Genomic DNA, 19261 nt, shown 5'->3' with positions numbered 1-19261 from the left:
TATTATCACTTCTAATGATTTTTGAGTTCGTTAAGAACAGGGATTACGAACCTGAAAGAATCTGCGTTGATAACTTTAATACTGATCTCATATACCTGACTTAACTCATTTTCTGTCAGTACCTCTTCAGGCTCTCCGACTGCGTGGATTTTTCCGCCTTTAATGAGAGCTATCTTATCCGAGTACATGCCAGCAAGGTTCGGATCGTGCAGAGTTAAAATCGTCGCAACCTTCTTTTCAGCCGTAATCCTTCTGATCATCTCAAGAACCTTTACCTGATTCTTGAAGTCGAGATGCGCAGTAGGCTCGTCGAACAGGATTGCTCTCGGGTTTTGAACGAGAGCCCTCGCTATTAAAGCTAATTGCAGTTGCCCACCGCTGATCTGCGTGTACGGCTTATCTGCCAAATTTTCAATGCCAACGAGTTTCAAAGCCTCCAAAGCAATTCTGTAATCTTCACTACCCGGTGATTCAAATGTGGATATTTGCGAAGCTCTCCCCATCACGACGAATTCCAGAACCGTATATGGAAAGCCTGGATGGTGGGTTTGAGGAACATATCCCATTTTTTTAGCCCTTTCTCTCAAATCCATAGAATGAACATCTTTGCCATCAAGGTAAACACACGGGGTTTTGGGATTAAGGATTCCGTATATACACCTGAGCAATGTCGTCTTTCCACATCCGTTCGGGCCGAGGAGCGTCAGGATTTCTCCTTTATTCACGTTCAGACTTGCGTTTACTTCGAAACCGTTATATCTGAACTTCAAATTTTTAACCTCAAGCATACCATTCCCCTCCTCCCGTTTTCCTGAGCAAATAGACGAAAAATGGAATACCGAGGATTGTAGTTACGATACCAATGGGTATTTCGAACGTAGTTAAAGCTCTCGCCACATCATCCGCCAGAACCATAAAACCCGCTCCTATAGCAATTGACAGGGGAATCAGGGTTTTATGGTCAGGCCCAAAGGCCATTCTGACGATGTGAGGCATGATCAGACCAACCCAGCCGATTATACCGCAGTGCGCAACGGCTATTGCGGTCATGAAGGAAACTATCGAGACGTAGATAAACCTCATCTTTCCAACGTCTATGCCAAGAATCTGCGCTTCCTCGCCCATGGAAAGGACGTTCAGGTGCCATCTCATGAGGCATATGGCAATACAACCAGCAGTTATCGGAATTGTTATGCGGGATACGACGCTCCAGTCTGCGCTGGCAAAACTGCCCATCAGCCAGTAAACAACGCCCGCAAGCTTCTCGTGCTCCATTAAAAACTTCAACATGGACGTTAAGGCTGAGAAGAACGCATTCATTATTATCCCGGCCAGAATTAACGAGATGACGGTAACCCTTCCTCTTATCTTTGCAAGGGTGTATGTCAGGAACATCGCAACCATTGAAAAAACGAAAGCTGAAACCTCTATGCTTGCTGGCAGGAATCCGAAAGCCAGAGCAGCTCCAAACGCAGCTCCAGCAGAGATACCTATTATGTACGAGTCAACGAGCGGATTCCTGAAAGTGGCCTGCAGTACCGCTCCAGAAACAGCCAGAGCAGAGCCAACGAGCATCGCAGTGATTACGCGTGGAAGCCTGATCTGGAACAGAATAGTCTCGTACGTGGAGGGGTAGTTCAGCTCCAGGCTGAATCTGCCAAACGTTATGGCTTCCAGAGTTTTTGCGGTAATCATCTTTATTATGGCTGACAGGGGTATGTGATAAGCTCCAATACACAGACTGAGGAAGAAAGAAAAAACTGGAAAGATCAGAAAAAATAGCAAGATAACTCTACGGCTCATACTTCAAACTCCTTTTCGAATTCCTCGTAACTTACTCCGTAGAAGTACTCGAAGAATTCGTTTGCTGTGCTGTTGAAGTCTATTCTGCCCGGATAGAACTTGTCGAACATCCATGCCTGAAGTACTGCAACCCTTATGCTCCAAGTGTCTGCCAGGAGCCTTGGTTGTTTGTACACCTTCTCATTCTTAATCGCGCTTATATCCTGCCATCTTGGGTCATTTATCAGATCTTCAGGGCCATACTTTGCAGAACTCCAGATTATTATAACGTCCGGATTCCAGGCAACGATTTTTTCAAGTGGGACTTCCACGTACTTCCCTTCGAGCTCGCTTGCGGGATTTATGGCTCCAGCATTAATGATTAAATCGTTCGTAACTCCTGAATTGCCTGTAACCTTCGTGGGCTTACTCCAGAGCCATATTGCCTTAATTCTCTCTTCTTTAGGTATCTTGCCTGCCTCATCCTTAACCAGGGCAATCACTTCTTTCATCTGGTCTATCGTTTCACTGGCTTTGTCCTCTTTATTCAGAATTTCTCCAACGATTTCTATGGTTCTGTACACCTCGTCGAGGTTACTAAGCTCTACAAGGACTACCGGGATTCCAGCTTTTTCGAGCTGTTCTATCACACTCCTGGGCGTTGAATAGCCGTATTCTCCACCGTAGGTTATAACGATGTCCGGCTTCAGCGATATTATCGCCTCAACGTTCGGATCTCTTCCTCCACCAACTGCTGGAATTTCTTTGAGATTCGTGAATTTCGCAAGAACGGGGTTCTTTTCTGCCCACCTCGTTATACCCACAACCTTATCGAAGTCACCCCAGCAGTACATCAGTTCAGCAACTTGGCCAGCGAGAACAACAGCTCTCTCAACCTTAAGCGGAACTTTTACCTCTCTGCCCTCCGTGTCGACGACAGTTCTGTAAAAGCTCATGTCGTAAAAGCTCAGCAGCTCATCTGCAACCTTCTGCCATCTCGGATACTGTTCTGGATAGACTGCACAGCCAAACTGGTAAACTCCGACAGCTATTCTTGGCCCCCAGTCCAGGAAATGTCCAAACTTGCCCCCAGCGAGAATTCCGTACACATGCCTCTCTTTTACTGCCTTAACTTCTTTCCACCTTTCGTCCTCTTTTATCTTCTTAACTGCCTCTTCGAGCTTTTTCTCGTCAAACGAGATTACTATCAGCACATCAGTGTCGTTCCACCAAGCTATGATCTTCTCCAAATCCACCTTTGGCCACTGCGTGTCGAACTCCTTGTCAAAAGCGACGTTGTGAGCTCCGACTATTTCAGGAATACTTCCCCAGGCACTTCCTTTCGCATAAACTGTGATGGGGCCGGATATGTCCTTAGGAGCAGAAATCACAAGAACTTTTTTCTCTGGAACCTGCTTCGAGATCTCTTTTACCTCATCCAGCTTCGAGTTCATGAAATCAACGATTTCCTTCGCTTTGTCCTCCTTTCCAAACGCCTTTCCAAGTATTTCAATGCACTTTATGTTGTCTTCAACTGTCTTCGCCTGCAAAGCTATAACGGGAATTCCAAGCTGTTCTGCTTTCTCTATGATTTCTTTATCCTTGTATTTTCCGCCATACCAGTCCGTTATTATTAAATCGGGGTTTAAGCTCGCAACGGCTTCCCAGTTTACACCTTTGAAGGTACTCCCCACTGTCGGCTTGTTTTTAATGCTTTCAGAAATATAATCGGATTCTGGAACGTAGTTTCCAACTCCAACGACTTTATCATCAACCTCAAGCAATCGCAGCGTTTCAGCCCAGTAGCTCGTTAGAACAACTACTCTCTCCGGCGTCTCGTTCAGCGTAATCGTTCTTCCAGCCATGTCTGTTATTGTTATACCTGCCTGTGGGGCTTGCTGAACTTTTGGCTTTTCCTGAATGCAGCCTGCAAGCGTAAGGGCGAGTGCCAGCAGCAGCAATGTTGCGAGAGAGCTCTTTCTCATGGCTGCGGGTTTGACACTCGATTTTTAAGTGTTACTAACTTTGCGAAAATGTTAAAAAAGTTAAGAGTTTTTCAAGGATTGTTCTTAAAATCGATGGGGACTAATCCTACTGTTGTGTTTCGAATTAACTTTGTATTTGTAGTTAAGTAAATTGTTAAATTATATTAAATGATTGTTTAGTACTAACTTTTTGCCAGCTTGCCATGATCTGGGGAAGCAAATGTCAAAACGCAAGATTAATACGATGGACGGTTTCGTTCTTCTTTGCTGAGGATATGAGGGTCGCTTTAAAGCTTGCATATATCGGCACGGACTTTGCCGGCTTTCAATACCAGCCGGACGAGAGGACGGTTGAAGGAGAGCTCTTTAAAGCATTTGAGAGCTTGGGGATAAACGTAAAAGCATCCAACTACAAATGCGCCGGAAGGACAGATGCAGGCGTCCATGCTTTTAGTCAGGTTGTTGCACTGGACGTCAGCGATGCCAAGAAGGTTTTGCCGAGGGTCATAAATGCGAACCTTCCTGACGACATAGTTGTGTGGGCGTGGGCGAAGGTTCCCGATGACTTTAATCCCCGCTACGCAACAAGTAGAACGTACATTTACGTCCTCTACTCCAGAGAGTACGACATTTCCGCGATGCGCAAAGCTGCAAAGCTATTGCTCGGCACCCACGACTTCACAAACTTCACGAAAAAGTTTGGAGAGGGACAGAGCTGCGTAAGAACAATCTACAACGTCGAACTTCGTGTGAACGGAGACTTTCTGATTTTTGAGATAGAAGGGAACGCGTTCACGTGGAACATGGTACGCTGCATAATCGCAGCGCTTGAAGCTGTTGGTAGCAGGCACAGAAGTGTGGAGTGGTTTGAGGAAATGCTGAACCCGGAAAAGCACAGGGAGAGAATCGAGCCCGCACCAGCTTACGGGCTGATTTTAAAGGATATAAAGTACAGCGGCGTGGAATTTGAGGTTGACGACTACGCCTGGCGAAGCCTGCAGTTGAAACTCGAAAAACTCGTGATGTATCACGGAACAATTTATAAGCTGTTTTCATTATTCCGGGATTCAGCATGATATGCGATGTCTGCGGTGGCAAGGGATACATTGAAGTCGAAGAGCCCTGCAGAATCTGCGGAGGTAGCGGGAAGGCCAAGAGCTTCGACCCAAAGATTACTGCAGAACTAAGCGCAGAACAGCTCGAGATGTTTGCAAAAGGAATTTGTGGTGTTTGCAAGGGGACGGGAGTCGTAAAAAGAACAGAAGTTTGCAAAAACTGCAATGGTAGTGGGAAAGCAGGAAAATGCAGGCTATGCGGGGCGAAGGTTTTTGGAAATGCCGATCTTTGCCCGCAATGCAGAAGAAAGCCCCACGCGTACCTTCTCAGGAATAGCTGTGGTTTAGAGGACGTAAGGCTGAACAGAGTTTATGTAGGAAAGGTTTCGAGCATAACGGACATAGGTGTGTTCGTAAGCCTCAACAAGAGGCTCAGGGGACTAATTCACAAGAAGAACCTCGGCAACATCAAAGTTTCGGAAAACGACGATATTCTTGTCAAAGTTTCTGCTATAAGACCTACTGGTGAAATTGACCTCGTCCCCAACCCTATGGATGGCTACGCTATTGTGGAAATTTCTAAAGAGGCTCCAGCAGTAAAGATTGCTGAACTCGAGAGTCTTGCGGGCAAAATGGTTGAGATAAGGGGGAAGATTACCCACATTAGGCAGACTGGCGGGCCAACGATTTTTACGATTCTCGATGAGACGGGAAGTGTTAATGCTGCCGCCTTCGAAGGTGGAGATAGAGCGTATCCAGAGATAAAGGTTGACGATGTCGTAAGGGCAATTGGAATCGTTAAGAAAAGGGACGCGAAGCCCCAGCTCGAAGTCCTTGAGATGGAGAGACTTCTTGGCGAAGAAGCATATGAAATACATCGAATGATTCAGGAGGAGCTCGAGAGGAGGAGCGAGCCAATCTTTTCCGGATTCCTCATTGAAAGCGAGATTCTCAAAGGGCTTAAGGAAGAGATGATGAACGTTGCCAAAGAGCTAAGAAAAGCCGTTTTTGAGTCGAGACCCATAATCATAAGGCACCACTGGGATGCTGATGGTGTTTGTGGGGGCGTAGCCCTCGAAAAGGCACTCGTTGATCTTGTTGAGAAGACCAATGCAGATAGCGAGGCGAAGTACTATCTCGTGAAAAGAAAGGTGTCGAGAGCACCGTTCTACGAGCTTGAAGACGTTGTTAAAGACTTGGATGAGGCTCTTGAGGACGTTGAAAAGCACGGCGATAAGATACCTCTTGTCGTGCTTGTGGATAACGGTTCTGGCAGTGAGGATGTGCCGGCAATACGGCAGTTCCTCGCATTCGGAGCGGACGTCATAACCATAGACCACCACTACCCCGACGAGGAGGTTGATAGCTATCTTCTCTATCACGTAAACCCCTACAAGGTGGGAGGGGACAGCAACTACACCTCCGGTGTGCTATGCGTTGAGATTGCGAGGATGGTGAATCCCGAAGTCGATGGACTGGAACTGCTCGCCGCAGTGTCCATTGTAGGTGATAGAAGCGAGGGTGAGGTGGAAAAGTACATAGAGCTATCCGGCTGTACAAGAGAGGAGCTGTACGATATTGGACTTGCGCTTGAATTTGAGGGTTTTTACCTTCGCTTCAGGTCTGCAAGTGGCATAATCCACGAAATCCTTGGATTCGGCAGGAAGGACAGACAGAGAAAGCTCGTTGATATGCTTGCTGGTTATGCAAAGAAAGCCATAGAAGAGCAGCTCGACACGGCAATGGCCGGCGTGAAGGTGCAAACGCTGCCAAATGGCATTGCCCTTGCAGCTTTCGACGTCGAGAACTATGCAAAGCGCTTTACCTTCCCTCCGCCTGGCAAGCTGACAGGCGAGATTCACGACAGGCTCAAGAAGGAACATCCAAAGATTGTAACAATCGGATACGGCCCGGATTTTGCCGTAATAAGGAGCGAAGGGGTTGAACTTGACATACCGCGATTTGTGAAGGAATTGCAGCAGGAAGTGCCGAACGCTGGCGTTGAAGGCGGAGGCCACCTCGTCGTCGGCTCGATAAAGTTCATACCGGCGAAGAGGAAGGATGTGCTGGCGAAGCTGGCTGCGAAGATTGGCTCCCTTTGATTGGTTGTTTTTTGTGGGTTTTTTTTACGTCATCATGTTTCATCATGTGTTTCACCACCCAGCATTAAATACTCAATGTGGCGATCCTGCCTTAATAGGGGTCTCGTTGCAGCCATTCCATTTGTTTCGCAGCTAGTCCAGATTCCATTTGCCGCTCTTGCCGAGAACTTCGGCAGAAAGAAGGTGTCTTTTGTTGCCAACTTAATTTCACGCATCTCTCTGCTGCTAATTGCTGGGGCTTGCTTGACGGGTTCCATTACGTGGTTCGTGGTGATCTTCGTAATCTACAGCGTATTCAAGGAAATCTCAGCAGTTGCCTGGAGTTCGTGGATGAGGGATCTGCTGCCATTGAACATCAGAGGTGAGTTTTATGCAAAGAGAGTAGCCTACGGCAAGTTTGCCTCATTGATGGTAGTTCTTGCGGTTGCAGCGATTTTCCACTTTGCATCGGACTCTCTGCGGTAAGAATTTCCTCAAGCCAGCGGCCATTTTTTGCAGTAAATCTCAGGCTCAGTTCTCCAACACCTCATACACAACGACTCCACAATCCTCGTAAGCCTTCCTCAACCACTCGCACTCATCCAGCCTTATTTTTCCATACCTCTTCTTTTCAACCTCTCCAACGAAGATGTACCTGATCTTGTACTTCTCGACCAAATCTTTAGGTGCGTTCAGATAGATCGAATCAACATCCCTTACACTCTCATTTACAGCATCCCATCCCCTGCCCCACATGACCTCATGGCTAACCCAGCCAATAACCGTGGGCAGTCCCGTGAATGTTGATACTCTCGAAGAGTACCTGTAAGCCTCTCCGGGAGCCTCCAGAACCACTCCACTTTTATTTTCAAGCCATCTTATCGCTCTGTATTCTTCAGGCTTGCACTCTTCGAGCCACTTCATCCCGTTTAGCGTTAGCTCCTCTGTTTCGCCCATAAAGGCTTTGTTCGGCATCGATACTGCAGATGCGAACGGATGAATGAGCGAGGCAGCGATGAGGATTACGGAAATCGCTTTCGCAGCTTTCCGTAACCTTGTCAGAAAGAAAGCTGACGAAACGCCCCAGAGCAACCAGACTTCCATGTAAACCTTCATCACCGTATTCATTCTCTCATACGGTTCCTCGTAAGCATCGTCTATGTAAAACAGTTCGCAGAAGATGAGTAGGAGCATGGCCGTTAACGCCAGGATAGCTGGAAATTCTGCTTCCTTCTTCCTGTTCTGCAGTAGTAAGACTATTAAAGCCAGCAAAAATGCCAGTTGAAAGTTCAACAAGAAGCCGATGGTGGTGATGGATAGGAGAATTACTGCCATCCTCAGTTTGATCCCTGCAAGATAGGCGAGCGTTATAAAAGTGAACACAGCGAAGATCTGGAGGAAGTCCACAGCATTCGTCCTCTCATCGACAAATCCAATATAGCCGTTGAGAAGTGAATAAAGAAATGCCATGGTGATTGCTACACCCGGAATTAAAAACATCCGGTTCTTTGTGGCGAGATATGCGGTTGCGATGAGCAGAATTAGGTATGCGGGGAAGTCCCATGTGTTAATTCCGATAAAGAATAAAGCGAAGGCTAATGCTGAGGCGAACGAAATCACGTTGAATCTCTGGTATATGGCAAGGCAAATTCCAGTGAATGCCAGCTGGAAGGGGATCGACGTGAAGTGAGCATGCATGTCTCCCTGCAGGAAGGTGAAAAACGGGTAGAAGTTGATCGTGTGGGGAATTATCCTCGTGGCTGAAGAGAAGTCAAACAATAGGAGCCAGTCTGTAAGTCCACCGTTGAACGGTTTGTAGTTAAATATGCCTGTTCCAGTGACGTACGCCAAAAGCTGGAATAATCCGGATACGAACCCCGTAAAGCAGGTAAGAACTGCTGTCGCCAGCCCATGCAGCTTTCTTCCACTCAGGTTGTATCCAATCCCAAAGGCCGACTGCACGGCAATGGAGAAGAAGGCTGCAACAGCCAGATTATAACCAGCTTCAGCTTCAACTCCCGAGATCTTGATGAGAATTGCAGCGATTAAATGTCCGAAGTAGTAGGACAGATTCTCCCCGGCGAACCACGGGTCCTGGGGAGGGAAGTAATCCGACCTTAAAATCGACTTTAGAAAGGCAAAATCCATGAAATCCTCTGAATACGCAAAGTAAATCTCGGGCTTGTGCATTAAGTATGTCAGTGAGATAAAAAAGGTTGAGACGAATAGGACTTCCTGCAGGATGATTCCTCTGCTAAACTTTACGCGCTTTAAGGTTAACAATGAGAGAGCAAGCAGGGAGAATAGGGCAAGGATAACACTAAAATCAAATTTAAGCACTCTGAGGCTTGAAAGTATCCAAGTAATATAAACAATCGTAACTATGCCGAACTGTTTTGAAACTGAATATCCGCAATCTTTTATGGTCTTGAGCAAAACTATTTATACTAAAAATAACAACCAAAACCATGGGTAGAAAACGCGTCTACGAAGTAGTGAAGCATCTGCCAGCAGAAGAACTCGATAGAAGAATCAAAAGGCTTGAAAAAGACACGAGAGTTCTTAAGAGACTTTACTTCATAAGATACCTCTATAAAGGAATGAACGTTGAAGAAGCCGCCGAACTCGTAGGAATTACCAAAGCAACAGGCTACGCATGGCTAAAAAGGTGGAACTCAAAAGGCTACGAAGGCTTAATTCCGGAATTTGGAGGAGGAAGGCCAGCAAAACTCACGAAGGAGCAGAAAGAGAAACTCAGAGAGATGCTAAAAGAAGGGGATTCGTGGACGACGAAAGAAGTTCAGGAGCTAATTGAAGCTGAGTTTGGAGTTAAGTATTCTTCGTGGCAGGTCAGGAGAATTCTCAGATCTTTTGGCATGAAATACGCTAAACCTTATCAGAAGGATTACAGAAAGCCCGATAACGCTGAGGACACTTTAAAAAAACCTGGATGAAGCTGAGATTGATCAAGACATCCTAGGATTCATTGATGAGATGGCAGTCGAAGCGAATGCAAATACTGCAAGGCTGTGGAGTTTCGGAAAGCCGGTTAAAAGAGTTGCCACGTACGTCAAAGCTAAGGTTTCAGGATTCTATAGCTTGAACGGAGAGAGCGTAATAGAGTTTCCAGAAAGAAACAGGACTGAAGAATTCATAGCATTTCTAAAAAAGATTAGAGAAGCAAATCCTGGGAAAAGAATCGTGATCGTTCTCGATAATTTCAGGACGCATCATGCAAAGAAAGTGAGAGAGGAAGCTGAAAAGCTTGATATTGCACTGGTTTATCTCCCTCCCTACTCTCCCGACTTGAATCCGATTGAGAACGTTTGGAAGAGCGTTAAAAGGTTTGTTTCTGAAGTATCTCCGCTGAATATAGAGGAGCTGAAGGAAACGATTTCCAAGGCTTTCAGAAAGTTAACTGAATCAATCTCCTTTGCAACGGCTTGGATTGAGAAGTTCTTGGGAGATAAGTTTAAGATGTTTTGCACCTAACCATAAATTCCCGAACAGAAATGCTACAAGCGGAAATGCAATAAATCCGATCGCTTCTACGATTACCAAGAATGGCAAGAAGTCCATCGCACCACCTTCGACGTTAACACATTTTTTATCAACTCATGCCGTCATTCCAACCGTCACCCCAACCACCGAACGAACTTCCGGCAGTCCACTTAAGGCTTGTAAGTAGCAGAGAAGGTAGCATTTGCTGCTTTCAGATAGTTCTGCAGTCTATCTCTGGGCTTCCAAATCTGAGACTGAACAGATGCATTGAGTGTTGGGCAGAAACTCGGTGCTACATGAGAGGTTACCAATCCATGTTCTGCTGAGTTATTAAACCACCAGTGCAGATAATTAAAAAATTCCGAAATTGTAAGGTAAAAACCTTACGTTTTCGCTGGTTTGATAATTTATTTATTATTATGCTAATTTAACTAAAAACGGCAGGGAGGTGAAAGATGAGAAAGGCTTGGATCGGGCTGATAAGTGCTATGGTTCTGCTGGCTTGCAGTGGTGTACTTGCAGCCCAAAACGACGCGATTGGCGCACAATTCCGCCTTGAGAAGGGAGTTGCAGGTTACTACATTCCGCTTGGTTCAGTAGTTCACCATTTTGCCGATGGAACAACAGTCGTTCATGGACCGGATGGCATGTTGAAGTTAAGGTTAAATAACACAAAAAATTGAAATTGGGAACTTTATTTAAATTAAAATTTATTGGGATGATATATCCTTAGCCGACAATGAATGAATAAACCACTCTATATATTCAGTAGCTAAGCCTTACGGAGTGTGAGGGTTGTAGATGGATAGGGGAGATAAGATAACCATTGGTAGAAAAGATTTGTTTGCCTTAGCATCCGAAACGAGAATAGAAATACTTAAGAAGCTCGATGAGAGACGAATGACTTTAACCGAACTATCAAAAGAGCTTAACATATCAAAAACCGCCGTTAAAGAGCACCTCGACAAACTCGTACAGGCAGGGTTGATAAGAAAGGTGGATGAGGGCAGGAAATGGATGTACTATGAACTAACGGGGAAGGGTAGAAGAATTTTACACCCAGAGAGCAGGACCAAAATTATTTTGCTGCTATCGTCCGCCATAGCAAGTATATCAGCTGGATCATTCGAACTGTATAAGTTTATGGTTATCAAGTCAGCCGTACCAACCCCAACTCCAACGCCAGCCCCTGTACCCGTTCCGACTCCAGCCCCGACCCCAGTTCCGGCTCCTACTCATCCGGAAATACACTTGCTGGTGGGTTTAGCTTTAATCTCGCTGGGTGCCGTAATGTCTCTATACTGTATCAAAAAATACTGGTTGTAATTTTGCGTCATATTTTTACAAGGAGAATAATAGATTATTTATCTTATCAACAGCGGTTCTATCTTTGCTTTTTGCATCAGTCTCTTTTGCAGCCCACATCTGCTCCCCTTCCTCGTTGTTTACGTTGGGTTATACACCTCAGTTCCCGGAATAGCTTCTGTAAATATCATAGCAAAGCTGACTCCAAAGGGCCCGTCCGCCTCCTATTATGCAGCTCACAACGTGATGTCGCTGGCAGCTCGATAACTGTGGCATCCTCGTGTCGCTGCTCAGTTCTCTCCGTTCTCTCCACTTTGCTGTCGATTACTGCAGCCAAGCTCTTGAAGTCGTTCAGGGAAGAAGATAGTCAGGCTAATATTATAAATGAAATGAATTTTCCTGCCTTGTTAAGCAAACTCAACAATACACTCGTAGTCCTTCTCAATCTCCTTCAGAAACTCCTGCTTGCTGAACCCCCTCGCATAAGATAGGAGTGTTGCCCCTCCAGCTCCAACACCCTCTTTAACGAAGCCCTCTGCATAGGCCCTTAACCCGGGTTTAACAGAATCACCAAGTCCTGGATCAGCGGCCATCACTGTAACGGGCGAGATTCCTGCTATATCTGCCGTGTCATCGTCCGCAACGTAAACAGTGGTTGCAATGGCGATATCCTTGCTTTCGTCTATCTTCTTTATAATGTGAGCTATTGCTGCCATCTGCGTTCCGCCTGCAAGTAAAACTGGCTTTGACGAACCAACGGCGATTCCGGCAACGCCGACCATAACCGGGTCGCCAACCTCAGCAACGACATCGAACACGTCGCTGCTATTGACTCTCTTAACAGCCTCCTCTATAACGCTCCTCTTCAGCTCCACTGGATTTGAAGGCATGCTCGACGAAACTGCATCCTTCACACCGAAAGCCTTTAGCACGGCCCCAGCAGTTGTCGTGCCAGCGGGAATACTCTCCCCTATGACGAGGATGTCTGCAAGCTTCGACATATGCTCTCCAAGTTTCTTCGCTCTCTCGAAGCTCTCTTTAACCTCTTCGACGCTCATCGCCTGCCCATCTTTTATATTTCCTCCAACCGGAGCGCCTATCGAGATGTACGGTGTTTTTGGCTTGACCATGAGCCCGCTATCAACGACGAAGAATGGCACTTGAGTAAGGCGGAGGGATGTGTATGTAATCAGAGCTGGAGTTGGTTTCCCATCGGGTGTTGCGGGAATCGCATCGATGGACTTACATTTGCCGTAGTATAATAACTCCACGTCGGCGGGAGGCGTGTACTTTATGAGTTCAGGATTCGCTCCAGCAACCGTTATCCCTGGAATTTCGGCTGTTTTTGTGTTGCCGATTGTGAAGAGAAAAACGACATTCTCCTTTAGAAGTTCGAAGAACTTCATTGCGTCTTCTTTCTCACCCTTTACAATCCTCCACTTCATGACAATGTTTGACAGCCTCCTGATTTATAGCCTGTTCACGTGAAGCACAGGAAAGCGAGCAACTTCCGCCCCACTGGCAACATTTAAGTTCACTCTTACAAATGCGTTGCCATGGACACAAAGCCCATCGGCCTTGTTAAAGGGCCCGCAGAGTCCCAGCACGAGTTTCGTTTCGTCACACCCGACAAAACCCGCCTTAAAAGCGGCGAGTTCGTTTACTATCTCTTGAACGGTAGAAAGGTCATATGCAGGGTTACGAAGCGCTCACCTCTCCGCCTTTATCCTGACGTTTTCCTCTCAAAACCCGAAATCGCCCCCGAAAGGATCGTAAGAGCCCTCGGCATTAGTACAAGTGAGTTCGAGCTTTTTGAAGTTAAAGCATGCATAATGGGTTATTACGACGAAAACCTTGGCTTTGTGAATCCCCGCATCCCGCCAAAGCCGGGCCAGCCCGTTTTTCTGGCAGAAGGGGAAACGATTCAGGAAGTCCTCATGAAGAAGAAGGTAGGCGAGATGGGCTCAATTCACGTTGGCTATCTCCTGAACAGGGATGAGGACGTTCCAGTGGTTCTCGATACAGCTTTAGTTACGAGTGAGCACATGTGCATCCTCGCTTCAACGGGAAGTGGAAAGAGCTACCTTGCAGGCGTTATTGCCGAGGAACTGCTTAAGCCGTACAATTGCGCCGCTTTGCTGATACTTGACCCCCACAGCGAGTATGCAACACTCAAGGAGGTCGAGGGGCTCGAAGAATTTACAGGCAACGGCTATAGACCATATGTGAGGGTTTTCGACAAGGACGAAATAAAGATCCGGCTGAGCGAACTTGAGTACGACGAACTCATCAACCTTCTGCCGGATTTAACCGACAAGATGGAAGCCTTACTCAAGAAAGCCTACGACAGCCTTGCCGGCACGAAGTTTACATCAGATGAACTCGTAGCAAAGGTTGCAGAAGTTTCAGGAGACCCAAAGGATGTAACGGTAAAGGCGCTCACGTGGCGAATCAGGAGGTACATTCAGAGCGTTGAGGTCATAGACGACTATGTCCACATGGAGCTGAAAGACCTGCTCAAGCCGGGGCAGGCGAGCATTCTGCAGCTTTCCGAGCTCAGCGACATAGAGCAGCAAATTCTTGCATCTGTTCTGCTGAACAGAATTCTTAACGCAAGAATAAACGCAGAGAAGGGCCTGATGGGAGAAAGGCTCGAGTATCCTGTCTTCGTCATCATTGAAGAAGCGCACCGCTTTGCTTCCCGCGATGCCAAGAGCTATAACGTTTTGAAGACAATTCTGGCTGAAGGTCGAAAGTTCGGAGTTGGTGTCTGTCTTATAAGCCAGCGCCCGTCGAAGATAGATTCCGACATCCTCAGCCAGTGCATGACCCAGATTATAATGCGCATTGTCAATCCTGCTGATCAGGAAAACATCAAGAGCAGCGTCGAGAGCATTGGCAGGGAGCTAATAGAGGAGCTTCCCGGCCTTACAAAGGGACAGGCGCTGGTTGCGGGAGTTGCGATAAATTCGCCCGTGCTCGTGAGAGTAAGAAGAAGACTTACGAGCCACGGAGGAATGAGCAAGAACGCTCCCGAAGAATGGCAGAAGTGGCTCAGCCTTAGCAGGGAAGAAGGGCCAGGAGCTGGAGTGGGGATAAAACAAAAGCAGAGAAGGCTTTTCTGGGATGAGTAAAAACCTACTTTGCCAAATCATTTAGAATGAACAACTAACGCCAAAAATATTATGTGAGTTTAGATCAGAAAAATGCTGTTATGAAGGTAAATGTATTGATTGTGATTTTGACCATTCTAACCGTAGCAGCACTTGTAAGCGGGTGCGCAGAGAAAATGAAAGAAGACAGCACTGAAGAGAAACTTGGAGAGAAATCTACCCCTTCTGGTAACTTTGAAAAGGTTGGGAAAAAGATTGGAGAAGTTACGTCTCCTTCCAAGAGCTTTCAAGAGCTTGAGAAGTCGCACTTTTCGAGGGTTGGAAACGTCAAAAACGCCACCTGGGTGAGATTCTGGGTTACATGGCAGGCAGTAGAGCCGGAGGAAGGGAAATACGATTTTAGTTTTGTGGATGAGGTCGTTAGGCATTCTCAGGATGAGAACCTCTGTCTTCTCATAACAGTAGAGCCATTCGCAAACTGGGATCAGGACAAATGCCACGGAGATGAGTACTGGGGAAAGATGCCACTTCCCTCAGGCAAGGAGAAGATTAAAGTTGGAAAACCATGTGATATGGAAGCTTACAGAGAATTTCTGAGAAGACTCGTCGAAAGATACGACGGAGACGGCGTGGACGACATGCCTGGCTTGAAGTATCCTATAAAGTACTGGGAAATAATGAACGAGCCGGACATGCAGGGTAAAGACCCATGGGATCTAAAATTCTTTTTAGGGACACCTGAAGACTATCTCGAGATTCTGAAGGTATCTTACGAAACTATAAAGGAGGCTGACCCTGAGGCGAAAGTTGTAATGGGTGGAATGAGCGGGATGCTGGATAAATTCGTCGAGTTCTGGGAACCGATAATCGGAGAAGCTGCAAATTATTTTGACATTGCGAACATCCATACCATTGATACCAACGAGGAAAGAGAAGACCTATACGTACTTAAATTCAAACGGTTTCTGGAAAAGCATGGAGTGAAAAGCAAGCCCATATGGATAACTGAAGTGCAGTACGGGGGTCTTGAAGAACCTCCAGAAGACATAAGTTCGATTGATAGGCTTTTAGTGAGAAGTTCTGTGTTCTCCATTGCTTTAGGAGCCGAGAAGCTGTTTTACATCGACAATTGGCTTTACTGGAAATCTGACAGCACGCAGAAGGCTTACGAGACCCTTGTGAATAAGCTGAGCTACTTCGATAGCGTTGAGGTTCTGAGGCAGGAGTACCACGAAACCTTCGAGGGTGCGAAAACAGAAGTCGGGCAGTACAAGTTCTCAGTTGGAAACAAGGTCATTTACGTTCTCTGGGGAAACGCTCCCCTTCCAGAGGAGATAAAGGGAACTGTTAAAGTTACCAATATCTACGGAAATGAGAAAGTTATGGATGCAAGCGAGATAGAGCTCAGCGACTCTCCTGTCTACGTGGAGGTTCTGACATCCTAAAAAATATAGGCACTATTTATCTAAAAGTCTCCTCAAAAGATAGCAGCAGCCTCCACTGCTTCTCGATTTTTCTCCTTATCTCTTCGATATCTTCTGGCTTTATGCCCTTGAACCTCCCCTGTGCTTTAATGTACTCTTCAAGCGGCGCCCCCCTTTCTTCGTTCTTGTAAGGCTTGCTTGGCGTTGAAATGCTGAACCTGCCGTCGTACTCCCACAACACCCATGCTCCACTCTTCACTGCAAGTCTCGCAATTTCAACAGTTCTCGAACTGTCAAATCGCCAGCCCGGCGGACATGGACTGTGGAGATGTATGAATCTGAATCCCTTTATTTCCGAAGCCCTCCTCAGCTTCTCAATGAAATCCGGCAGGTAGCCAACACTCGCAGTTGCAACGTAAGGAACGCGGTGCATGAGCATTATTGTGGCGAGATCCTTCTTCTCTTCGCTCTTTCCTCCTGGTGAAGTTGTGGTTTTTGCCTTCCAGAAAGTCGTACCGCTGGACTGAATTCCCGTATTCATGTACGCTTCGTTGTCGCTCACGACGACTATGATGTCTTCGTTCCTTACAGCAGCCCCACTCAGCGTGGCGAAGCCTATGTCTGCTCCGCCATCCCCCATCCAGACGACGACGTTCGCATCAATGCCTTCCTGCCTGTATGCTGCTGCCAAACCAGATGCTACCGCAGCGGCTGAAGCAAACGGGACATGCAGGACAGGCACGTTAAAGGACGCCTTCGGGTGTATTCCCGATATGATGGTGGTACAGCCAGCGGGTATAACAAGGACGATGTTTTCGAGGGCCATTCCTAAAGCTCTCAGCCCAAGACCATGCGGACAGCCCTGACAGGATGGATTTCCGGGCAGCAATATGCTCTCTCTTGGAAGCTCGCTGATTTTCATGAGAACACCTCCTTTGGCCACCACTCAACCCTTTGAAGCTCTCCTTTCGCAAACCTCCTGAACATCGCCTCGAAATCCTCAACTCCTACGTCCACGCCGCCTATTCCCGCAATGACGTTGGTTACGTTGTTAATGACTGAAGAGACTTCCATGCCGAGAATGCCCATGTGACCCATGGAGAACGCCCTGTCAACGACGAGAACTTTCCTTCCTTCGAGTTCTTCCAGTTCTTCTCTGGGGAAGGGTCTGAAGTATCTGAGCCTCAGCATACCAACTGGCAGACCTTCGGCTCTGAGCCTGTCTATCGCATCCTTCGCATCCCCGCACCATGCTCCGGCCATCACAACCACGTACTCAGCATCGTCGAGTTCGTAGCTTTCAACGAGCCCTCCGTAGCTTCTGCCAAAGGTCTTGCCGAAGCTTTCGTCGGCTTTCCGTATGAGTTCTTTTGAGCTCTCTATGGTTTTGGCCATGTCGTATCTCAGCTTTGCCGTGTACTCGTTTGGCCCGATGCTTCCGACTGTTACGGGGTTGTTGGGCTCAATTTTGTAAGACTGCTTTCTTTCAGGCAGCCATTTATCGACATCTTCCTGAGACGGCAGATCAATAACTTCAGCGGTGTGGCTGAGCTGAAAAGCATCCATTCCCACAACGAAGGGAAGTTCAGCTTCTTCACTTATCCTGAAGCCCTGTATAGTCAAATCAAAAGCTTCCTGCACGTTTTCTGCCATCGAGATTATCCAGCCAGAATCGCGCATCGTTAGCAGGTCCGTGTGATCTGTATGGATGTTCCACGGTGGGCCTATTGTTCTCGTTACCACTGCCATTACAAGGGGCAGCCTGGCGTTTGCAACCCACCACACCATTTCGTACAGGTAGAGCAGCCCGTGGCTCGAGGTTGCGGTGAATGTGCGGAGTCCGGCAGCAGCGGCTCCGTAAACGGCTGCAAGGGCTGAATGCTCCGATTCGACACGTATAAACTCTGCGTCGAGCTCTCCCTTCTCAACCATCTCCGCAAGCTTTTCGACTATTGTGGTTTGGGGGGTTATTGGATAAGCAGCAATGACCTTCGCCCTTGAAAGCTTTACAGCTTCAGCAACTGCATAGTTTCCGGTTAAAAGAGTCCTCATTCTTCCTCCTCCATTTCTAATGCTTTCTTGGGACATATCTTTGCACATATTCCGCAGCCCTTACAGTACTCATAGTCGATCTTTACCTCTTCATCGTTGACCTCTATTGCGTTTTCGGGACAGTAAAGCCAGCAGAGCAGACAGTGGTTGCATTTTTCAGGGTTGTATATTGGTTTGAACGTCCTCCACAGTCCGGTTTTGCCTGCAGACCCCTTTGAAGGTTTTGCCAGCAAGCAGTCTATCTTTAGCACTGCCTCACCTCCCTGTAGGCAATTTCTGCTGCTTTTGCGTTTACTTCGGCGAGTTCTCCGGGGAACGTTGACTTTATGGCTTCTATCACCGAGTCTATTGACAGCCCGAGGGGCTTTGCCATGGCCCCTGCCATTGCAGTGTTCACGATTGGCCAGCCTGCAGCCACAAGATTAAGGCTCAGAGCAATGTCAGCAGCATTAACGCAGTAGTTTTTCTCTGCAATGCCTTGCTTTGCGTTCAGAATAGCAATTCCCCCATCCCTGATGAACTCATTCGCATTAACTATACCAAGAATCTTCTCGGCAAATATGGCCAGCACATCTGCCTTTTTTATGGAAGAATGCCTTCTTATTGGCCTGTCAGATAGTCTGAGATAGCTCCTGACAAGGGAACCTCTTCTCTCCGCTCCGAACTGTGGAATGGCCTGTGCGTACATTCCCTCGCTTACTGCAGCGAGAGCGAGAATTCTTGCAGCCGTTACACCACCCTGACCTCCAAAACTGAGAATCATCACTTCTGTCAGCAAGTTATCACCTTTTAGGGCTTCTGAGCGAGTTGTGGTTTTAAAAGATTTACCATTATAAATTTGATAGGGCGTAGCACAGGTGGTGGTTGGTCACACTGGAAATTCACACCGATAAACATGGGAAAAACACTACGTTTTATCGTTAAAAAATAAAAGGTTATCTTTAAATACTTACTTCCAAAGTC

The 19261-nt window shown here is 46.9% G+C and carries 17 protein-coding genes; 8 read left to right on the top strand and 9 right to left on the bottom strand.

The annotated features are described in order from the left end of the window. Positions 1-11 precede the first annotated feature (11 nt). Genes ARCVE_RS07745 through ARCVE_RS11365 form a run of 3 tightly spaced genes read right to left on the bottom strand, consistent with a single transcriptional unit; the run spans position 12 to position 3767 of the window. Positions 12-788 (bottom strand): ABC transporter ATP-binding protein, encoded by a 777-nt coding sequence (locus ARCVE_RS07745; protein WP_013684219.1) that lies wholly within the window; start codon positions 786-788, stop codon positions 12-14. Then, the gene (locus tag ARCVE_RS07740; RefSeq protein ID WP_013684218.1) at positions 781-1803 is read right to left on the bottom strand and encodes a FecCD family ABC transporter permease; all 1023 of its coding nucleotides are present in this window, start codon (positions 1801-1803) and stop codon (positions 781-783) included. Before ARCVE_RS07740 ends, ARCVE_RS07745 begins: the two co-directional genes overlap by 8 nt. Then, on the bottom strand, positions 1800-3767 hold the full coding sequence (locus ARCVE_RS11365) for an ABC transporter substrate-binding protein (protein WP_013684217.1): 1968 nt from the start codon (positions 3765-3767) through the stop codon (positions 1800-1802). The genes ARCVE_RS07740 and ARCVE_RS11365 overlap by 4 nt, the downstream gene beginning before the upstream one ends. 275 nt (positions 3768-4042) lie before the next feature. Here ARCVE_RS11365 and truA point away from each other — a divergent pair, with 275 nt between their 5' ends. The 3 genes from truA (at position 4043) to ARCVE_RS07720 (ending at position 7389) form a co-directional block, all read left to right on the top strand. Further along, positions 4043-4843 (top strand): tRNA pseudouridine(38-40) synthase TruA, encoded by an 801-nt coding sequence (gene truA / locus ARCVE_RS07730; RefSeq protein ID WP_048085854.1) that lies wholly within the window; start codon positions 4043-4045, stop codon positions 4841-4843. After that, positions 4840-6924: a DHH family phosphoesterase gene (locus ARCVE_RS07725; protein WP_013684215.1), complete on the top strand. Its 2085-nt coding sequence runs from the start codon at positions 4840-4842 to the stop codon at positions 6922-6924. The genes truA and ARCVE_RS07725 overlap by 4 nt, the downstream gene beginning before the upstream one ends. A 75-nt stretch (positions 6925-6999) precedes the next feature. Continuing rightward, the gene (locus ARCVE_RS07720; RefSeq protein WP_048085815.1) at positions 7000-7389 is read left to right on the top strand and encodes a hypothetical protein; all 390 of its coding nucleotides are present in this window, start codon (positions 7000-7002) and stop codon (positions 7387-7389) included. A gap of 45 nt (positions 7390-7434) precedes the next feature. On the opposite strand, the gene ARCVE_RS07715 is transcribed toward ARCVE_RS07720, so the two are convergent. Then, complete coding sequence (locus ARCVE_RS07715) at positions 7435-9339, bottom strand: DUF2298 domain-containing protein (RefSeq protein ID WP_013684214.1); 1905 nt, start codon at positions 9337-9339, stop codon at positions 7435-7437. Positions 9340-9371: 32 nt separating this feature from the next. Here ARCVE_RS07715 and ARCVE_RS11120 point away from each other — a divergent pair. The 3 genes from ARCVE_RS11120 (at position 9372) to ARCVE_RS07695 (ending at position 11730) form a co-directional block, all read left to right on the top strand. Further along, positions 9372-10395 (top strand): IS630 family transposase gene (locus ARCVE_RS11120; RefSeq protein ID WP_013683522.1). Its coding sequence is split into 2 segments (ribosomal slippage): positions 9372-9842 and positions 9844-10395, totalling 1023 coding nucleotides; the frame shifts between segments, so codons are not numbered across the junction. A gap of 464 nt (positions 10396-10859) precedes the next feature. Beyond that, positions 10860-11087, top strand: a complete 228-nt coding sequence (locus ARCVE_RS07700; protein ID WP_013684213.1) for a hypothetical protein — start codon at positions 10860-10862, stop codon at positions 11085-11087. Between the two features lie 118 nt (positions 11088-11205). Further along, complete coding sequence (locus ARCVE_RS07695; protein ID WP_013684212.1) at positions 11206-11730, top strand: ArsR/SmtB family transcription factor; 525 nt, start codon at positions 11206-11208, stop codon at positions 11728-11730. Positions 11731-12116: 386 nt separating this feature from the next. On the opposite strand, the gene cobT is transcribed toward ARCVE_RS07695, so the two are convergent. Next, complete coding sequence (gene cobT, locus ARCVE_RS07690) at positions 12117-13154, bottom strand: nicotinate mononucleotide-dependent phosphoribosyltransferase CobT (RefSeq protein WP_013684211.1); 1038 nt, start codon at positions 13152-13154, stop codon at positions 12117-12119. A gap of 111 nt (positions 13155-13265) precedes the next feature. Between cobT and ARCVE_RS07685 the strand changes: the two genes are divergently transcribed. Together ARCVE_RS07685 and ARCVE_RS07680 are read left to right on the top strand one after the other, a co-directional pair. Then, positions 13266-14843: an ATP-binding protein gene (locus tag ARCVE_RS07685; protein ID WP_013684210.1), complete on the top strand. Its 1578-nt coding sequence runs from the start codon at positions 13266-13268 to the stop codon at positions 14841-14843. Positions 14844-14923: 80 nt separating this feature from the next. Further along, a complete protein-coding gene (locus ARCVE_RS07680; RefSeq protein WP_013684209.1) occupies positions 14924-16267 on the top strand; it encodes a beta-galactosidase in 1344 nt (447 codons plus the stop codon). A 16-nt stretch (positions 16268-16283) separates the two neighbouring features. Here the strand turns inward: ARCVE_RS07680 and ARCVE_RS07675 are convergent, their stop codons facing one another. From ARCVE_RS07675 to ARCVE_RS07660, 4 genes are read right to left on the bottom strand one after another with little or no spacing between them, the layout of a single operon-like run. Continuing rightward, positions 16284-17168, bottom strand: coding sequence for a thiamine pyrophosphate-dependent enzyme (locus ARCVE_RS07675; RefSeq protein ID WP_013684208.1), 885 nt, complete (start codon positions 17166-17168; stop codon positions 16284-16286). Beyond that, positions 17165-18298 carry a pyruvate ferredoxin oxidoreductase gene (locus tag ARCVE_RS07670; RefSeq protein ID WP_013684207.1) on the bottom strand — a complete coding sequence of 378 codons (1134 nt, stop codon included), beginning with the start codon at positions 18296-18298 and terminating at the stop codon, positions 17165-17167. The genes ARCVE_RS07675 and ARCVE_RS07670 overlap by 4 nt, the downstream gene beginning before the upstream one ends. After that, positions 18295-18549: a 4Fe-4S binding protein gene (locus ARCVE_RS07665; protein WP_013684206.1), complete on the bottom strand. Its 255-nt coding sequence runs from the start codon at positions 18547-18549 to the stop codon at positions 18295-18297. The genes ARCVE_RS07670 and ARCVE_RS07665 overlap by 4 nt, the downstream gene beginning before the upstream one ends. Beyond that, positions 18543-19076, bottom strand: coding sequence for a 2-oxoacid:acceptor oxidoreductase family protein (locus tag ARCVE_RS07660; RefSeq protein ID WP_013684205.1), 534 nt, complete (start codon positions 19074-19076; stop codon positions 18543-18545). The genes ARCVE_RS07665 and ARCVE_RS07660 overlap by 7 nt, the downstream gene beginning before the upstream one ends. Positions 19077-19261 lie beyond the last annotated feature (185 nt).

This window comes from Archaeoglobus veneficus SNP6 (assembly GCF_000194625.1).
GTDB lineage: Archaea > Halobacteriota > Archaeoglobi > Archaeoglobales > Archaeoglobaceae > Archaeoglobus_C > Archaeoglobus_C veneficus.
This window is presented reverse-complemented; position numbering and strand designations above follow the sequence as displayed.